This window comes from Staphylococcus simiae, assembly GCF_017357005.1.
GTDB lineage: Bacteria > Bacillota > Bacilli > Staphylococcales > Staphylococcaceae > Staphylococcus > Staphylococcus simiae_A.
Genome location: NZ_CP071589.1, coordinates 2,376,949 through 2,393,957 on the forward strand (window position 1 = coordinate 2,376,949; position 17,009 = coordinate 2,393,957).

Consider the following 17,009-nt stretch of genomic DNA (forward strand, 5'->3'; position numbering starts at 1 on the left):
TATCATTCCTCAGACATTATTTTTTTTACAGCTGGTATATCTGCAGGAGCCCACGTTAATTCATTAAGTTGTTGAAGGGGTAACCACATTATTTGCTTGTGTTCAGTTAAAGTAGGAAGTTCTTTATTTAACTCACACTTATAAGTTGAAAGTTTCACAATACCAAAATCATATTCATACTCTGTTGTCGTGACTTTATCCTTTACAATTAAATCACATTTCATTTCTTCTTTAATTTCCCTAATTAATGCTTCTTCTTCTGTTTCATCTTTTTCAATTTTTCCACCTGGAAATTCCCACATTAATGGTAAACTCATCTTTTCACTTCTTTGAGCACAAAGGATTTTATTATCAGAGTATATAATTGCTCCCACTACATTTATTATTTTTTTCATGATATCCACCTTTTCGCAATTAATTATCATCACTATTTTAGCAAATTTATACATATCTTATATACCAAAAGTAAAATATTACTTGTCTTCCGCCAAAAAGACACCTGAATACTGATCATTCAGATGTCTTACTCTTTGTTTAAGTGTGCTGTACATTATGCTGTCATTTCCCATAGCATCACTTGGCTATCTAATTTTTCCTACAGTCCTAATTCTTTGATAAATTGTTTTAATTCTTCTTTCATGCTCTCATCTTTGAGTGCGTATTCTATTGTGGTTTTGACGAAGCCTATTTTTTCTCCGACGTCGTAGCGTTTACCTTCGAAATCGAAGGCATAGACTTGGCTGTCATTATTCATACGTTCGATGGCATCTGTTAACTGGATTTCGTTACCTGCACCAACTTGTTGTGTTTTTAAATAGTCAAAAATGGTTGGTGTTAACACATAGCGTCCCATGATGGCTAAGTTTGATGGCGCTGTCCCTTGTGCAGGCTTTTCAACAAATTGCTTCACTTCATAGCGTCGTCCTTGCTGTGATAAAGGATCAATAATACCGTAACGATGTGTTTGGTCTTGTGGTACTTCTTGCACGCCAATCACGGAATGTCCTGTTTGTTCATAAACATCCATTAATTGTTTAATTGCTGGTGTTTCTGACTCAACAATATCGTCACCAAGCAGCACTGCAAATGGCTCATCACCTATAAATTGTTGTGCAGCTCGAATGGCATCTCCTAAGCCTTTTTGTTCACGTTGTCTCACATAAAATATATTAGCCAAATTAGTCGGATATTGTACTGCATCTAACATTTCTGTTTTACTTTTTTCCGTTAAAATCATTTCCAACTCTTTTTGACTGTCAAAATGGTCTTCGATAGCTCTTTTATGGCGACCAGTAACAATAATAATATCTTCGATGCCTGCTTTAGCCGCTTCTTCTACTATGTATTGTATGGTTGGTTTATCTAATATCGGTAACATTTCTTTAGGCATCGCTTTTGTTGCTGGTAAAAATCGTGTACCTAGTCCTGCAGCAGGTATAATCGCCTTTTTGATTTGCTTCAAATCTATTCTCTCCTTTGTAAGTCCGTTACTAGTTGATATTATCGTCATTTTATCACTATTTAAAACGCATTCATAGTGTCATATCATTCAGCCTACTCATGTTAGTATCAAACTGTTTATGTTACTACAAAATTAACAGCACATATCATCGTGTCACTATTGGACATGTTAATATGTGCTGTCACTTTCCATCTTTTTAAACGAATAAACTAATAAAGAGAATAAAGATAATACCTGATACAGAAATGATCGTTTCTAATAACGACCATGTTAGGAATGTTTCTTTAACAGTTAAACCGAAATATTCTTTAAACATCCAGAAGCCGGCATCATTAACATGGGACAGAATCACACTACCTGCACCTATCGCTAAGACCACTAAAGCTACATTAGCATCTGAGGCTTGTAATAATGGCATAACAATTCCAGTAGTAGAAATTGCGGCAACTGTAGCAGATCCTAACGCAATACGTAATACCGCTGCAACGATCCATGCTAATAAAATAGGTGACATATGTGTCCCTTCAAACATTTTCGCAATTGTATCACCAACGCCACCATCGATGAGGACTTGTTTAAATGTACCACCACCACCAATGATTAATAGCATCATACCAATGGGATAAATAGCATTCGTTACAGATTCCATAATGTCATCCATTTTACGTTGTCTCAAAATGCCCATTGAATAAATAGCAAAGATTACTGCAATAAGCATTGCTGTTCCTGCAGTACCAACCATATAAATAATAGACTCTATCATATTAGTTGGTTGTTCGTGTCCAGTTACTAACTGTGTAATTGTTGAAATTAACATTAAGATGACCGGCAATGTTGCTGTTAATAAACTAAGTCCGAAGCTCGGCATTTCAGCGTCGCTAAATGATTTTTGTGCACCTAAAGCTGAAATATCGCCTTCTCTTGCATACGCTGTTGGCGTTAATTTCTGTGCCATTCTATTAAAGATTGGGCCAGCAATAATGGTTACAGGAATAGCAATAATAATACCGTATAATAAGACATCCCCCACATTAGCCTTTAATTCTTTAGCAATGACCACTGGACCAGGATGTGGTGGTAAGAAACCGTGTGTCACAGATAACGCTGTAACCATTGGTAATCCTAATTTTAAAATAGAGACATTAGCACGTTTAGCTACCGTAAAGACTAAAGGTATCAATAAGACTAAACCAACTTCAAAAAATAATGCGATACCAACAATAAATGCAGCAACTAACATCGCCCATTGTACATGTTTTTGACCAAATTTATTAATGAGTGTGTCAGCGATCCGAGTGGCGCCTCCACCATCTGCCAGTAATTTACCCAAAATTGCACCTAATCCAAAAATTAATGCAATATGTCCGAGTGTACTACCCATACCTTTTTCCACTGTTTCCATAATTTTCGTTAGTGGCATACCAAGTAATAACGCAGTAATAATTGATGTAATAATTAATGACACAAAGGTATTTAATTTAAAGCCGATAATTAATCCAAGTAATATTATGATACCTAATACAACACTAATAATAGGCCATATTTCTGACAACATGACATCTCCTTCTTTCTTTACATAAAATAATTGATAACACTGGCATTGTATTACCAGTCATTCATGACGTAATGCTGAAGTAAAAATAGACAGTAACTGATTATTTTAAAATTTGTCTTATCAAACACATCATCCACTCTAGCTAGTAGTAACTATATTGTTGTTAATCACGCTAGCTACTCCTCAAAATGAAAAGTCAAAGTGTTAAATGCTTGATCATTGATATCAAACTAAGACATATACTTACGTTGAAAATCTGCAATTTGACTATAGTTATCTTTTAAAGAGCGACTTAAATCAATAAATATTGATACGAGTTGTTGATATATTTCAACATTGTCAGCCTGTGGTAAATGATTATGTGTGGCACCTACCATCTTTTCTACAATTGACAAATCTTCAATGTCACCAATAGCTTTCAGTCCTAGTACACAGGCACCTAGACAAGAACTTTCATAACTTTCTGGCACCATGAGTTCTGTATCAAAAATATCTGCCATCATTTGACGCCACACTTCACTTTTAGCAAATCCACCCGTAGCTTTAATCATTGTCGGCGATTCGTTCATCACTTCGACAAGTGCTAAGTAAACTGTATAAAGGTTATATAATACGCCTTCTAAAGCTGCACGTATCATATGTTCCTTTTTATGAGAAAGCGTTAAACCAAAGAACGAACCACGCGCATCTGCATTCCATAATGGCGCTCTTTCTCCTGCTAAATATGGATGGAAAATAAGTCCATCTGCCCCTGGATTGACACGACTAGCTATTTGGGTCAAGACATCATAAGGGTCAACGCCTAGTCGTTTAGCTGTCTCGACTTCGCTAGCAAGTAATTCATCTCGTAACCAACGTAGAACGACACCTCCATTATTAACCGGACCTCCAATGACATAATGATCTTCTGTTAAGACATAACAAAAGATACGTCCTTTATAGTCTGTACGTGGTTTATCAATAACCGTACGTATCGCACCAGATGTGCCAATCGTTACAGCGACTTCACCTTTGTTATAACTATTAACACCTAGATTAGATAGCACACCATCACTCGCACCAATAACAAATGGTGTATCTTCGTTGAGTCCCATCAAAGTGGCATAACGTTTTTTCATTCCTGTTAAAATGTGTGTTGTTGGTACAACTTTCGGCAATTGTTGTCTAGAAATGCCTAAAATTGCTAAAACATCGTCATCCCAGTCTAAGCGTTCTAAATTAAACATGCCTGTAGCTGATGCCATTGAATAATCAATCACATATTCATCAAACAACTGGTAAAAAATATATGTTTTAATATCTGCAAACATAGCCGTTTGCTCATAAATGTCTTGCAATTCATGTTTCATCCAAAATATTTTTGCTAACGGTGACATAGGATGAATGGGTGTACCAGTACGTTGATAAATTTCAAAGCCTTGGTGCTGTTCGTTTAACAATGTTGCATATTGAGACGCACGGTTGTCTGCCCAAGTAATATTATTTGTTAAACGTTTATGTTCGTCATTCATAGCAATCAAACTATGCATTTGGGCACTGAACGATACAAGCTTAATATCTTCAGGTGCAATATCCGCTTCTCTGACGACATATTTAATAGTCATCAATACTGCATCAAAGAGTTCATCAGGATTCTCTTCTGACACATCGACATTTGGAGTATGTAAATCATAACCAATGTTGTGCTTCATAATAAATTGGCCATGTTCATCATAAAGTACAGATTTGGTACTTGTTGTGCCTATATCGACACCTATCATGTATTTCATCGTACATCCTTCTTTCCTGTTAATTTAACCAAAAACCATCAATGTCTTTACCTACGTCATCAAAGTTTAAATGAAACGCTTCTTTTAAAATTTGAGCATCATATTGTTCCACAGCATCTATAAATACTTGATGATTATAATGGATGCGCTCAAAGTCTTGTGGATTATGTGCCATTCTTTGTCTCATCGATATTAAAATGAGCGACTCCATCACTGGTTTCAAATGATGCCAGAAAGATTTTAAATATTGATGATGGGAAGCTTTAATAAGTACTTCGTGAAACTCAAAATCATGTTTCGTGAATGATTCTACATCTTCAAATTGTACTGCCACTTTCATCATTTCAAGTTGCTTCTTCATTTCTTTGACAATTGCTGTGCGATCTTGATCTTTAAGACGAGAGAAGGCAAAAGACTCAAGCATTAGACGTAAGTCATAAAGCTCTTTTTTCTCTTGCTCAGCAAAAGGTAAGACTTGGGCTCCCATTCTTTCCAATTGAATTAATTGATCACGTTGTAATAGTTTAAATGCATCACGAACTGGAGAACGACTTACATTAAATTGTTTAGCAATTTGATTTTCCGTTAACAATGATTGTGGTTGAATATTGCCATTGACAATACCCAGTCTCAAATTAGCTGCGATGCCTTCTCCAGTTGTTAAACCTTCTAACCATTTTTCAGGGTAGCCATAAGTCATTATCTTCACTCCATTTCATTTCGCTATACTTGTATACAAGTATAGTAATATAATTATTTTCGTTTTGCAAGCGCTTACTTAATGTCGTAAGTTTAGACAATCTTCAATGATATAACGATAGTCGTTTTTAACTTTACTACTATATTTGTGAATTGACGCTCTAACGAGTGAATTCGTTTACAGTTTATGAGGATGATCCAGAGGATTTAAAAATATCTAAAAAGAGAAACGATAGAAACAATGATAGACAATGATTACTAAAGAATTTCACATCCTTATAGATCATTGCCCATCTTTAAAGATTATTAATTAAACATATCATTATTAAAGGTAGCAACTACCTATCATAGTCGCTACCTTTATTCATTAGAACCTAACTTACGCTCCATTGATTAGAAAAGACGATGTGTGCGCATCACCTATTCAGTCGATTGAGTCATCGATGTTTCATTTGTTGGCACTTTGCTTGATACTTCTATACAATAATGTCTTTCATGACAATTAGGGCAGTCAAACTGTCTCGTCTTAGTGGTATGAGGTGCTTTAATTACTTGCCAAACATTAGGCTTGAATATATGTTGGCAATTAGGGCACATGTACTTTACATTACGATAATAGTAATACGTTACTGCCAAACTATATGGTACTGCTACTGCTAACGTACCCACAAAAAGCCATTTATTCTTCATAACAATTGCACTGAATATACCACTATAATGCCTACGATGCCAGCACTTATCCAAATATGTCGTCTCATTTTCTGTACGTCATCGTTTAGTTTCATTGTTTGTTCTATGTCCACTAAATGTGATATTGGAGAAGTTGACTGATGGCTAACATATTGCTTTAGTTGTTGAATCGTTTGCATTTTTTCTTGTTGTTGCTGTATTTGTTGCGATAATTGCTGTTCTTTCAAAGCCAACATCGTCTTGAGTGTCGTTAGTGTACTTTCTTCTGACATCAACATTTTAATATCATTTAACGAACATCCTACATCTTTTAAAAATAATATTAATTGCAATTGTTGTACTTGTTCTTCTGTGTAGTAGCGTCTATTCCCTTCTGTTATACCAGCTGGTTTTAACAGTTCTTTGCGATCATAATACTGGATAGTTCTTACTGTAACATGGCATAAATCAGCTAACTCTCCTGTAGTATATGTCGACATAGCTATCACCTCCTACACTCAAAGTACTTTATGACGCAACGTCACGAGCAAATATTTTTCAGTCATTTATTCATATTTTATCGCTAGTCACTAATTTCTGAATGAATTTGTTGCATTTTATTTTCTACATCGGTAATTTCTGATGCACATTGTTTCAATAAATCTTTATAGTTTTCCGTTTCTGCATCGTTTTTATAGCGTATTTTATGTTCTAAACTTGCCCACATATCCATACCAATCGTTCTTATTTGTATTTCTACTGGGACGATTTCTACACGTTCTGCTAAAAATACTGGAATACTAACAACAATATGCAAACTACGATATCCATTGTCTTTCGGATGCTTAATGTAGTCTTTACGCTTCATCAACTTAACATCTTCTTGTTTTAATAACATTTCTTCAACAACATAAATATCTTCTAAATAATTACAGACCACACGTATACCGGCAATATCCATAATATTTTCTTTAGCACTAGCTGCACTAATTTCTAATCCTTTACGCTTTAATTTTTCTATTAAACTACGCATTTCTTTGACTCTACGTTCCATGTGATGGATTGGATTGTGTTTATACATATGATTAAAATTATCATCTAAAATACTTAATTTTGTACTTATTTCTTGTAGGGCTGATGAATAAATATGATCCAATTCTACAAACCCTAGTAATGTATCAAATGCTTCATCACCATCTTGAAACATATTCAAACTATTCTTAAAATCATTGCGTAAATCTTCTAAATATAATGATGGTTTGCGTTCAACATACATGTCAATTACCTCCGATATTTTATCAACTACATTGTACCTAACATTTAACCAAGTTGATAATGATACCCTATACAACTTTAGAAGTAATATAAAAAAACAAGACAGTGAAAATGTGATATAAAGTCATCATTCTCACTGCCCTGTTCATATTCAAGCGTTCGTCTATTATTAATTTTTTTATCATTGTGTGAGTAGATGAACAATCGTCGCCTAACCCAAATTAAAGCTTATTACATAGTCACGTTGCATAATATCTGTATGTTCATAGGCATCTAATTGTTCTTGTGTTAGCATACGGTACCACTGTTTCGCTTGTTTTGTAGCAATAGGTATCACGTCTTTTTCTGTATACCCTTGTGCTAACATGCTGTTTGCTATCGTTATCGCTTTTTGTCGTTGTATCGGTTCAAAATCTTCCCATTGTTTTGGGTAATTATTTAGATTCATTGTCTTCTTTTAACCTTCTCTTCCATATTTTTTAGACTGACGTCATTGTTCTTTCAGACAAACGTTAGTCTTCCTTGTTTTTTAATTTAAATCATTAACCGTACTACTATTAAGTTGGATATGCATTAAAGCTGCTTGAATATAATTATATTGTGGTAAGTCCCGTAATGTAGTTATTGATAAATCTGTACCTAGTTCAAAATATTTGGCAATATTTTCGAAAGCAACTAAATACTCTCCCATTTGCTGATCATCAATCGTATATCTATGACGATTATTCATTGCTCTATTTAACATAAAACTAATTTCTTCTAATGCATAAATACTCGGATAATATGCTTGTGTCTTTTGCTTATCACTAAATAATTCGCCGTTAGCTGCACTATACACTTGAGTCATATTATTCATTCTCACTGATAAATGTAATGATTCTGTTTTTTGATAACGTTCATTTTGATAGCCATTACTTGAGAATAAATATTGGAACATTATGGCCTCTTTACGAACCACCTCTGCAATAACAGTTGGTAATAAAGAAGATGCCGTACGTTGTCCTAAGATAAACAATCCAATTATTGCGATAATAACACCCATAATGACGTCGATTAATCGTGGAAATGCAATATTTATTGTTAAATTTTGAGAAGCTAAACCATTTAATAAAATGACTTGAATGGTAATAAATATTACCGCAAAAGCATAGTTTGCTCCAACGAACATTTCAGTTAACATAGCTGCTATCCCCATAGCGATAACCGCAATCGGTGTAGGTAACGTCACTAATAAGATAACTGATAATGCTAGAACACCTAATACTGTTCCTAGACCACGTGCTATACCTCTTTCTAAAGAATGGATTGTAGAAGTTCCAAGAAGTGTTGTATGTGCTGATAGTGGAATCCAATACGCTTTGTCAAAATCAAACATGAGTGCAATAAAAATCGCTGCCATCATAATAGCTGAATAACGCAACGTATTTCTAAATACTAATGAATCTAATGTTAAATTTTGATATATACGTTTCGTATATAAAGGGGTGCGTATTTCTGCTTCGTGTTCTATACGATGTGAATCTGCATGAATCATTTCATCGATTTTTAAGATATGATGTAGTAATCCATCAAATTGAGGTATAACATCGATTTCTTTACCCCAAACATTTTCACTTAAATCCTCTTTTTTCACTTTTTTTATAATATAATCCATCATTTCTATAATATCTTGAGGTAAGGGTCTAATATTTTTGGCATTTAACTCTAGTAATTCTGAATAAATACCTTGTGCTGATGTATGTAGTAATAATAATTTTTGAAAATTAGTACTTAATTTACCATTTTTTGAGTTAGAAGTAATTAATAATTTGTCTGATGCTTTAAATACATTCACAGCAGATTTAGTTACTTCTTCAAATTCACTTTGGTTATTATAACTATGTAATAGTCGACTTAATAAATCGAAATCATCATTAATTGCTTGTTGTTCAGTCTTATCTTTAGTAACTATGATCGTTAAGATGACGGCAATTGTCGCTAAAACACCACCAACTAAAATTCCAAAGGCACGAAACAATGCATCTTCTGGTGCGATAGGAAGATTGATTGGCAAACTAAACGTTACAATAAAAAATGTCGAAGACGGTCCTGCTATTTTTAATGCTGTAAAAATATAAAACGGTATGACAGTTACAATTAATAATAAAATACCAAATAATAATGGCTCATTAGCTGTCAAAGTACCTAATATCATACAAAATGCAAAGGCAATATTACATAATATTACTGTACGCAACATTGACTTAGGTGAGCCTTTGAAAACATAAATATGCGCTAACGTTCCGGTGGCTACTAATAAACCAAATTGGAAATTTCCGAGTAAATATCCAAGAAGTGCTGGAATCACCATTAGTAAGCCTTGTCTAATGCCTCTATAAACATCTATATTTTTAGTGTTAAATTTAATCAACGCTTTCAAAAAAGATGTCATTGCAGCTTCTCCTTTCCTAGTTTAATTGTTAAAAAAATGTAAATCTAACTATTATTTTAATTTGTCACTATTCTTTTTAAAGAAACAACGTTTCTCATTATACCACTTTATGTGTATTAATCTATCTTTAAAAAACTTTAAATTGTAATTTTTTTAATAAAAATAGACAAGCCTTACGTAAAATTGGTAAGACTTGTCTATTTAATACATTTCATGAGTTACTTTTGCGCAATTTTATCGTCGCTAACGACCAGTGCTTTATCCGGTTTGATGAAGAACCACATTACAATAGCAATGACTGCTGGGACAATTAATAATTGGAACGTCATAGTCCAACCTAATTTATCTACAAAGAAACCAGCTAGTAATGGACTAAGCAAAGCACCAACATTACCCCATAAGTTCATCCACCCTGATACTGTACCAGAGAAGTTACGTCCTAAGTCAGTAGCTGCAGCCCAACTCATACCCATAGAAACACCTACACCACCAAGACATAACGATAACCAGAAGATACTTACATATAGATTTTCAGTATGAACTGCAAAAACCACAGAAACTGAAAACACTATGAATCCAACAATGGCAATGACACCACGTGCCACAAATTTTGAACTACCTAATCTTAATACACTGTCAGAAATTGCTCCTGCAGATAAAATTAAGAAGAACATGATTAACCATGGTAACGAACTAATTGCCATACTCTTGAAGTTGACGTGAAATTGTTCAGCTAAGTATGTCGGTAACCAAATTAAGAATAATGAAATAACGAATTGTACTACAAAATATTGAATCGCTATCGCATAAAAACTAAAGTGACTTAAGAAATTTTTCCATGGTGGTAAAGATTTTTCAGTTGCCACAATGTCACGATTTTCCATAATGAAACGTTTTTCTGCTTCGTTAACCATTTTGTGTTGTTCTGGTAAGTCTTTAGCAATGATTGCCCATAAAATAGCTATTAAAATACCTACTATACCGAATATGTAAAATACTGCTTGCCAGTTAAATGTATTTACAATGGCAATTGTTACGATAGGTGCAAGCACAGGACCGAAATATGATCCGGCAAGTAATGCACTTGATGCACGACCTTTTTCATTTTTAGCAAACCAAAATGAATTGAACACAGCGTTAGATGGATACATAGGTGCTTCTCCAACACCAAATAAGAATCTAACCAAATAAATTAAACCATGATGCTTAATCATACCCGTTAGAATTGTAAATGCACTCCACCATACTAATGCAATGGTAATCATTTTGCGTGGTCCAAATTTTTCAGCTAACATACCTGAAGGAACTTGCATTAATGCATAACCTAATGAGAAGAATGATGCTAATAGACCAAATTGGGTCTTAGTCATACCCAAATCATCCATCATTTGTTGAGCGATATATGAAATATTGGCTCTATCCATATACGCAATTACCCCAATAATAAAGAATGCTAGCGCGAACATCCACCTAACGTTTGTACGTTTTTCTTTCATAATTTTTTCCTACTTCCCTTATTTTTTTCACTTTAATCTGGAATGGTAAATGACTGAACATGCCCCGTGTCTCATGTTCTCCCTTTATTACTATTACCAATGAATCAAAGTTATTTTTTATAATCTTACCAAACCGAGTAAGCGTTTACAATACGTTATATAAATATTTTATAAAATTCCGTAAAATTTTTGTCTAAAAAACACTAAAAAGCTACTTTTTGACACATAGTTTCCTATGATATCAACTTCTAATAAAGCTTAATGCCTTTATCTGGGAATATTTTATAAACCCGACAGTGACTGCCAAATGCTTAAATTTAAGTCTAAAAGGTTTTTGTCATAGCCTTACTTTTTTATGCTTATAATTAAGTACTCATTTAACTTAACTTTCTCTTTTTACAAGCATTTATCTATATTTTTGCTTATAATATAGTCTAAGACGTTTTGAGGTAATGATTGCAATTATTACACTGCTTTTGAGCTGTTTGAATTTTAAAGGAGATATTAATTATAAATGGAACAAATTATTACTGAATTTATTAGTCGTTTTGGCTATGCTGCTATTTTTATTTTAATCTTATTAGAAAATGTATTACCTGTTGTCCCTTCTGAAATTATATTAACTTTTGCAGGACTAATGTCGGTTAAATCTCATCTATCTCTTGTCACATTGTTTATAATCGCAACGATAGCATCATTTATCGGCTTGCTTATCCTCTATTATATTTGTCGCCTTATTTCTGAAGAACGTTTATATCGTTTTATTGATAGACACGGTAAATGGATTAAATTGAAAAGTGATGATTTGAGACGTGCCAATAATTGGTTTAAAAAGTATGGCATGTGGGCAGTATTCATTTGTCGTTTTATTCCAGTATTACGTGTGTTGATTACTATTCCAGCAGGTGTTAATCGTATGAACGTTGTTATGTTTGCGGTTATTTCCTTAATTGGTACTACAATTTGGAACTTTGGTTTAATCTTGCTAGGACGTGCATTAAGTGATAGCTTTGGCACTTTAATGACTGGATTACATACATATTCTCGCATTATGTATGTTGTTATTATCATTGCTGTCATATACTTAATCTTCCGCTACTTTACTAAACGTAAAAAAGTCAAATAATATTGAAGTATAGATTCCCTACTTTTTAGACTGTTTATTTAAATGTATATTTAAACCCTCAACAATATCAGTCTGATTTGTTAGAGAAACGCAGTAAACATCTCGATTGTTGCCGAGGTGTTTTTATTTTGTCAAATTGTCGTATCATCTTATTCTTATTACCTTATGATCATTATTATGATGATTTTAAGCATTCTTATTGAAAATTGTATCCGCTTTCTTGATAATTGAGTCAAAGCCCATTAATAAACTATCTTTCAATACATAACAGGAGTGACTTATTTTATGACTCATATAACTGAAAAAGAATTAAAGAACAAGTATCTCGATTTATTATCGCAACGTTTTGATTCTCCAGAAAAGTTAGCCACTGAAATTATTAATTTAGAATCTATTCTAGAATTACCTAAAGGTACAGAACACTTTGTTAGTGATTTACATGGTGAATATGAATCATTCCAACATGTCTTACGTAATGGTTCTGGTAATGTCCGTGCTAAAATTGAAGACATTTTCAAAGATAAGCTAACTCCAAAAGAATTAAACGATTTAACAGCTTTAGTTTATTATCCTGAAGATAAATTAAAGTTAGTTAAAAGTGACTTTCAAACTGCTGGTCATCTTCATGTGTGGTATATCACAACTATCGAACATCTTATTGAATTGATTACATACTGTTCTTCCAAATATACGCGTTCAAAACTACGTCGTGCGTTACCAAAACAATTTGTTTACCTTATTGAAGAACTTCTCTATAAAAACAACGAATTTCACAATAAAAAGTCTTACTATGAAACATTAGTCAATCAGGTGATTGAATTAAAACAAGCTGATGATCTAATTATTGGTTTAGCCTATACCATTCAACGTTTAGTCGTGGATCATCTACATGTCGTTGGGGATATTTACGATCGTGGTCCCGAACCTGACAAAATTATGGATACGTTAATTGATTATCATTCTTTAGATATTCAATGGGGTAATCATGATGTACTCTGGATTGGTGCTTATGCTGGTTCAAAAGTATGTTTAGCTAATTTATTACGTATATGTGCACGCTATGACAATTTAGATATTATCGAAGATGCTTATGGTATTAACTTACGACCATTATTAACACTAGCTGAAAAATACTACGACAGTGATAATCCTGCTTTTAAACCGAAAAAACGTCCAGATAAACACGAACGTCTAACACAACGTGAAGAAAGTCAAATCACTAAAATACATCAAGCTATAGCGATGATTCAATTCAAATTAGAAATGCCGATTATTAAACGTCGTCCTACATTCGAAATGGACGAACGTCTCGTGTTAGAAAAAGTGAATTATGACACTAACGACATTACAATTTATGGCCATACATATCCATTAAAAGATACATGTTTCCAAACAGTGGATCCTAATGATCCTGCTAAACTACTACCAGAAGAAGAGGAAGTCGTAAATAAACTTTTATTATCATTCCAACAATCTGAAAAATTACGTCGCCATATGTCCTTTTTAATGCGTAAAGGAACACTATATCTTCCATATAATGGTAATTTATTAATTCATGGTTGTATTCCAGTTGATGATAATGGTGAAATGGAATCTTTTGAAATTGATGGACAATCATACAGTGGTCGTGAATTAATTGATGTGTTTGAATATCATGTTAGGAAATCTTTTGATCATAAGGAAGAAACTGATGATTTATCAACAGATTTAGTGTGGTATTTATGGACTGGGAAATATTCATCACTATTTGGCAAACGTGCGATGACAACATTCGAACGTTACTTTATTGAAGACAAAACGTCTCATAAAGAAGAGAAAAATCCATACTATCACTTACGAGAAGATGTCACTATGATTCGTAAAATGTTGAGCGACTTTGGTTTAAATCCAGATGAGGGTCGAATTATTAACGGCCATACACCAGTTAAAGAGATTAATGGTGAAGATCCTATTAAAGCTGAAGGAAAGATGTTAGTTATTGATGGTGGCTTTTCAAAAGCGTATCAATCAACGACAGGTATCGCTGGTTATACATTATTATATAATTCATTTGGTATGCAGCTGGTAGCTCATCAAGAATTCAATGCCAAAGAAAAAATATTAGCTGATGGCATTGATGAATTATCAATCAAACGCGTCGTCGACAAAGAATTACAACGTAAAAAAATTAGAGATACCAACAAAGGTAAAGAACTACAAGATCAAATCGATATATTAAAAATGTTAATGCATGATCGCTATTTAGATTAATGTTTAGAGGCTGGGACATAAATCCCAAAATCGAGTAGGAGGATAACCATTATTTGATTATCTGGAAATGATAATTTAATAATGTACACTTTTGACTGTTTAAGTATGTACAATCTGTAAAATTTAGAGATAATTTTATTGAGGTGAATAACAATGAAATTATCTTTAGATATAAATACAGATTATGAAGTTACAACTCTTTCAGATTTACCAAAATTAAAAATTGTTATGGAGAGCTTAAACATGAAAATTAATAAAAGTGAAATCGCAAGACAAATGAATGTAGATCGAAGAACAATAGATAAATATTTAAATGGCTTTAAACCTTCGGTTAATCGAAAAAAACAATCTAAAATTGATCCCTATTATGATTTAATAAAAGAATTGTTGTCTGAAGAATGTGAACAGAAATTCTTTTATAAACGCGTGTTATGGCAATACCTTAAAGATAATCATGGTCTAAATTGTGCGTATTCCACATTTAGAACATATATAAGAAAACATGATTTATTCAATAATTATTTTAAAAAAGGACGACAAAAGTCAACGCCTGTTGGAACAACTAGATTTGAAACAAAACCAGGTTGCCAAGCTCAATTTGATTGGAAGGAAGATATAAGATTTAAAACGAAGGATCATCAAGAGGTATCTTTAAATATTGGTGTTTTACTCCTGTCATATTCACGCTTCAAAATTATGCAAGTTACGATGAGTAAATCATTAGATGTATTACTTAATTTAATGGTTCAAGCTTTTGAATCTATTGAAGGTGTTCCAGAGGAACTTGTTACAGATAATATGAAAACAGTGATGAGTCAACCTAGGACTGAAACGTTTAGTGGACAAGTTAATCCTAAATTCAAACAATTCGCTGATGATTTTAATTTTAAAGTGAAGCCGTGTATAGCTGGTCGTCCTAGAACGAAAGGTAAAGTTGAATCCATTATGAAAATATTAGATGAAATTCATGCCTATCAAGGACAATTATACTTACATGAAATTCCACAATTTATTGACGAATTAAATGATCGTTTGAATTACTCAGTGCATAATGGGACAGGAAAAATACCAATTATTGAAGTAAAAAAAGAAAAGAGCTTCTTACAGCCATTACCCAATGTCCATGTAAGAAACTCATATAAAGTAGAACATAAATATTTGAAAGTCAATCGTTCGAATATGATTACATATCGCTCCAATCAGTACTCAGTTCCTGCTGAATACTATGGAAAAACGGTTGAAGTTCAAGTTTATGATCAACGTTTGTTTGTTTATTATAACACCAAATTAATCGTTGAGCATCCTATTACCCATCATAAATTAAATTATCAGCAACAACACTATTTAGAAACGCTAGCTGTCTCCTATGGAGACCATGATGATATTAATCAGCTGGCCTTAGATAATTTAAAAACGATAGGAGAGATGTATGATGAATAATATTACTAACTACCAACGTTTAAAAGATAATCTGTCATATCTAAAAATGAATCAAATGATTACTCATTTAGATGAAGTGATAGATTTTAGTATCACTAACGATTTATCATTTATTGATACTTTAATTAAATTGAGTGATTATGAAATCGCAGTTAAAGAAAAGAATATGATTGAATCAATGGTTAAGGTAGCAGCATTCCCTTTTAAAAAGGAACTGTGCGACTTTGACTTTTCATTCCAACCTAACGTCAATAAACAAGAAATCGTAGATTTTACTCATTTACGATTTATAGAAAACCATCAGAATATTGTCTTTTTAGGTCCAAGTGGTGTAGGTAAAACCCATTTAGCTACATCAATTGGTATGTCAGCAGCGAAAAAAAGAGTAAGTACGTATTTCATTAAATGTCATGATTTAATACAAAATTTGAAAAAATCTCAATTAGAGAATCGGTTAGAAAATAGACTCAAGCACTATAGTAAATATAAATTACTAATTATTGATGAAATAGGCTATTTACCTATTGATAGTGAAGATGCCAAACTCTTTTTCCAACTGATTGATTTAAGATATGAGAAGAAAAGTACCATTTTTACTACAAATATTAATTTCAATTTATGGAATGAAATATTTGAAGACCCTAAAATAGCTAATGCCATTTTAGATCGCATATTACATCACTCAAATGTCATAAAAATAACTGGGAAGTCTTATCGGTTAAAAGACCATTTTGTGAAAGTTGAAAAGACAGAATGACATTTTTGTACATTCTTAAACAATCATTTTTGTACATTCTTTTATTGACATTTACAGATTATCCGTCCTCTCACACCACC

General features: G+C 32.9%; 13 protein-coding genes and 1 pseudogene. 4 read left to right on the plus strand and 10 right to left on the minus strand.

What is annotated here, in order from left to right; genetic code table 11:
- Window positions 1-2: 2 nt before the first annotated feature.
- From J3R86_RS11020 to J3R86_RS11065, 10 genes and pseudogenes are all read right to left on the minus strand, one after another.
- Window positions 3-395: a (deoxy)nucleoside triphosphate pyrophosphohydrolase gene (locus J3R86_RS11020; RefSeq protein WP_002463326.1), complete on the minus strand. Its 393-nt coding sequence runs from the start codon at window positions 393-395 to the stop codon at window positions 3-5.
- Window positions 396-595: 200 nt separating this feature from the next.
- A complete protein-coding gene (galU, locus tag J3R86_RS11025; RefSeq protein ID WP_207517330.1) occupies window positions 596-1,462 on the minus strand; it encodes a UTP--glucose-1-phosphate uridylyltransferase GalU in 867 nt (288 codons plus the stop codon).
- Window positions 1,463-1,658: 196 nt separating this feature from the next.
- A complete protein-coding gene (locus J3R86_RS11030; RefSeq protein WP_207517332.1) occupies window positions 1,659-3,017 on the minus strand; it encodes a gluconate:H+ symporter in 1,359 nt (452 codons plus the stop codon).
- Between the two features lie 230 nt (window positions 3,018-3,247).
- On the minus strand, window positions 3,248-4,786 hold the full coding sequence (gntK, locus tag J3R86_RS11035) for a gluconokinase (protein ID WP_207517333.1): 1,539 nt from the start codon (window positions 4,784-4,786) through the stop codon (window positions 3,248-3,250).
- Between the two features lie 19 nt (window positions 4,787-4,805).
- The gene (locus J3R86_RS11040; protein WP_207517334.1) at window positions 4,806-5,486 is read right to left on the minus strand and encodes a GntR family transcriptional regulator; all 681 of its coding nucleotides are present in this window, start codon (window positions 5,484-5,486) and stop codon (window positions 4,806-4,808) included.
- Between the two features lie 419 nt (window positions 5,487-5,905).
- Window positions 5,906-6,654: pseudogene (locus J3R86_RS11045) on the minus strand (MerR family transcriptional regulator).
- Between the two features lie 83 nt (window positions 6,655-6,737).
- The gene (locus J3R86_RS11050) at window positions 6,738-7,430 is read right to left on the minus strand and encodes a GTP pyrophosphokinase (RefSeq protein ID WP_207517335.1); all 693 of its coding nucleotides are present in this window, start codon (window positions 7,428-7,430) and stop codon (window positions 6,738-6,740) included.
- Between the two features lie 210 nt (window positions 7,431-7,640).
- Window positions 7,641-7,877 (minus strand): DUF2188 domain-containing protein, encoded by a 237-nt coding sequence (locus tag J3R86_RS11055; RefSeq protein ID WP_207517336.1) that lies wholly within the window; start codon window positions 7,875-7,877, stop codon window positions 7,641-7,643.
- 81 nt (window positions 7,878-7,958) lie between these two features.
- Window positions 7,959-9,779, minus strand: a complete 1,821-nt coding sequence (locus J3R86_RS11060; RefSeq protein ID WP_207518555.1) for an FUSC family protein — start codon at window positions 9,777-9,779, stop codon at window positions 7,959-7,961.
- 299 nt (window positions 9,780-10,078) lie between these two features.
- A complete protein-coding gene (locus J3R86_RS11065; protein WP_207517337.1) occupies window positions 10,079-11,356 on the minus strand; it encodes a pyruvate MFS transporter in 1,278 nt (425 codons plus the stop codon).
- A gap of 514 nt (window positions 11,357-11,870) precedes the next feature.
- Between J3R86_RS11065 and J3R86_RS11070 the strand changes: the two genes are divergently transcribed.
- The 4 genes from J3R86_RS11070 (at window position 11,871) to istB (ending at window position 16,929) form a co-directional block, all read left to right on the plus strand.
- Entirely contained in the window at window positions 11,871-12,482 is a 612-nt protein-coding gene (locus J3R86_RS11070) for an undecaprenyl phosphate transporter UptA (RefSeq protein WP_207517338.1), read from the plus strand.
- Between the two features lie 285 nt (window positions 12,483-12,767).
- Window positions 12,768-14,732: a fructose-1,6-bisphosphatase gene (locus tag J3R86_RS11075; protein WP_207517339.1), complete on the plus strand. Its 1,965-nt coding sequence runs from the start codon at window positions 12,768-12,770 to the stop codon at window positions 14,730-14,732.
- A 153-nt stretch (window positions 14,733-14,885) separates the two neighbouring features.
- Complete coding sequence (gene istA, locus J3R86_RS11080; protein WP_207516747.1) at window positions 14,886-16,172, plus strand: IS21 family transposase; 1,287 nt, start codon at window positions 14,886-14,888, stop codon at window positions 16,170-16,172.
- A complete protein-coding gene (gene istB, locus J3R86_RS11085; protein ID WP_207516745.1) occupies window positions 16,165-16,929 on the plus strand; it encodes an IS21-like element helper ATPase IstB in 765 nt (254 codons plus the stop codon). Before istA ends, istB begins: the two co-directional genes overlap by 8 nt.
- The last annotated feature ends 80 nt before the right edge of the window (window positions 16,930-17,009 follow it).

Coding starts and splice junctions, on each gene's coding strand:
- J3R86_RS11030 (WP_207517332.1), bottom strand. CDS start 3,017: ATGTTGTCAGAAATATGGCCTATTATTAGTGTTGTATTAGGTATCATA.
- J3R86_RS11070 (WP_207517338.1), top strand. CDS start 11,871: ATGGAACAAATTATTACTGAATTTATTAGTCGTTTTGGCTATGCTGCT.
- istB (WP_207516745.1), top strand. CDS start 16,165: ATGAATAATATTACTAACTACCAACGTTTAAAAGATAATCTGTCATAT.
- J3R86_RS11040 (WP_207517334.1), bottom strand. CDS start 5,486: ATGACTTATGGCTACCCTGAAAAATGGTTAGAAGGTTTAACAACTGGA.
- J3R86_RS11020 (WP_002463326.1), bottom strand. CDS start 395: ATGAAAAAAATAATAAATGTAGTGGGAGCAATTATATACTCTGATAAT.
- J3R86_RS11050 (WP_207517335.1), bottom strand. CDS start 7,430: ATGTATGTTGAACGCAAACCATCATTATATTTAGAAGATTTACGCAAT.
- J3R86_RS11075 (WP_207517339.1), top strand. CDS start 12,768: ATGACTCATATAACTGAAAAAGAATTAAAGAACAAGTATCTCGATTTA.
- J3R86_RS11060 (WP_207518555.1), bottom strand. CDS start 9,779: ATGGTGATTCCAGCACTTCTTGGATATTTACTCGGAAATTTCCAATTT.
- J3R86_RS11065 (WP_207517337.1), bottom strand. CDS start 11,356: ATGAAAGAAAAACGTACAAACGTTAGGTGGATGTTCGCGCTAGCATTC.
- J3R86_RS11055 (WP_207517336.1), bottom strand. CDS start 7,877: ATGAATCTAAATAATTACCCAAAACAATGGGAAGATTTTGAACCGATA.
- gntK (WP_207517333.1), bottom strand. CDS start 4,786: ATGAAATACATGATAGGTGTCGATATAGGCACAACAAGTACCAAATCT.
- istA (WP_207516747.1), top strand. CDS start 14,886: ATGAAATTATCTTTAGATATAAATACAGATTATGAAGTTACAACTCTT.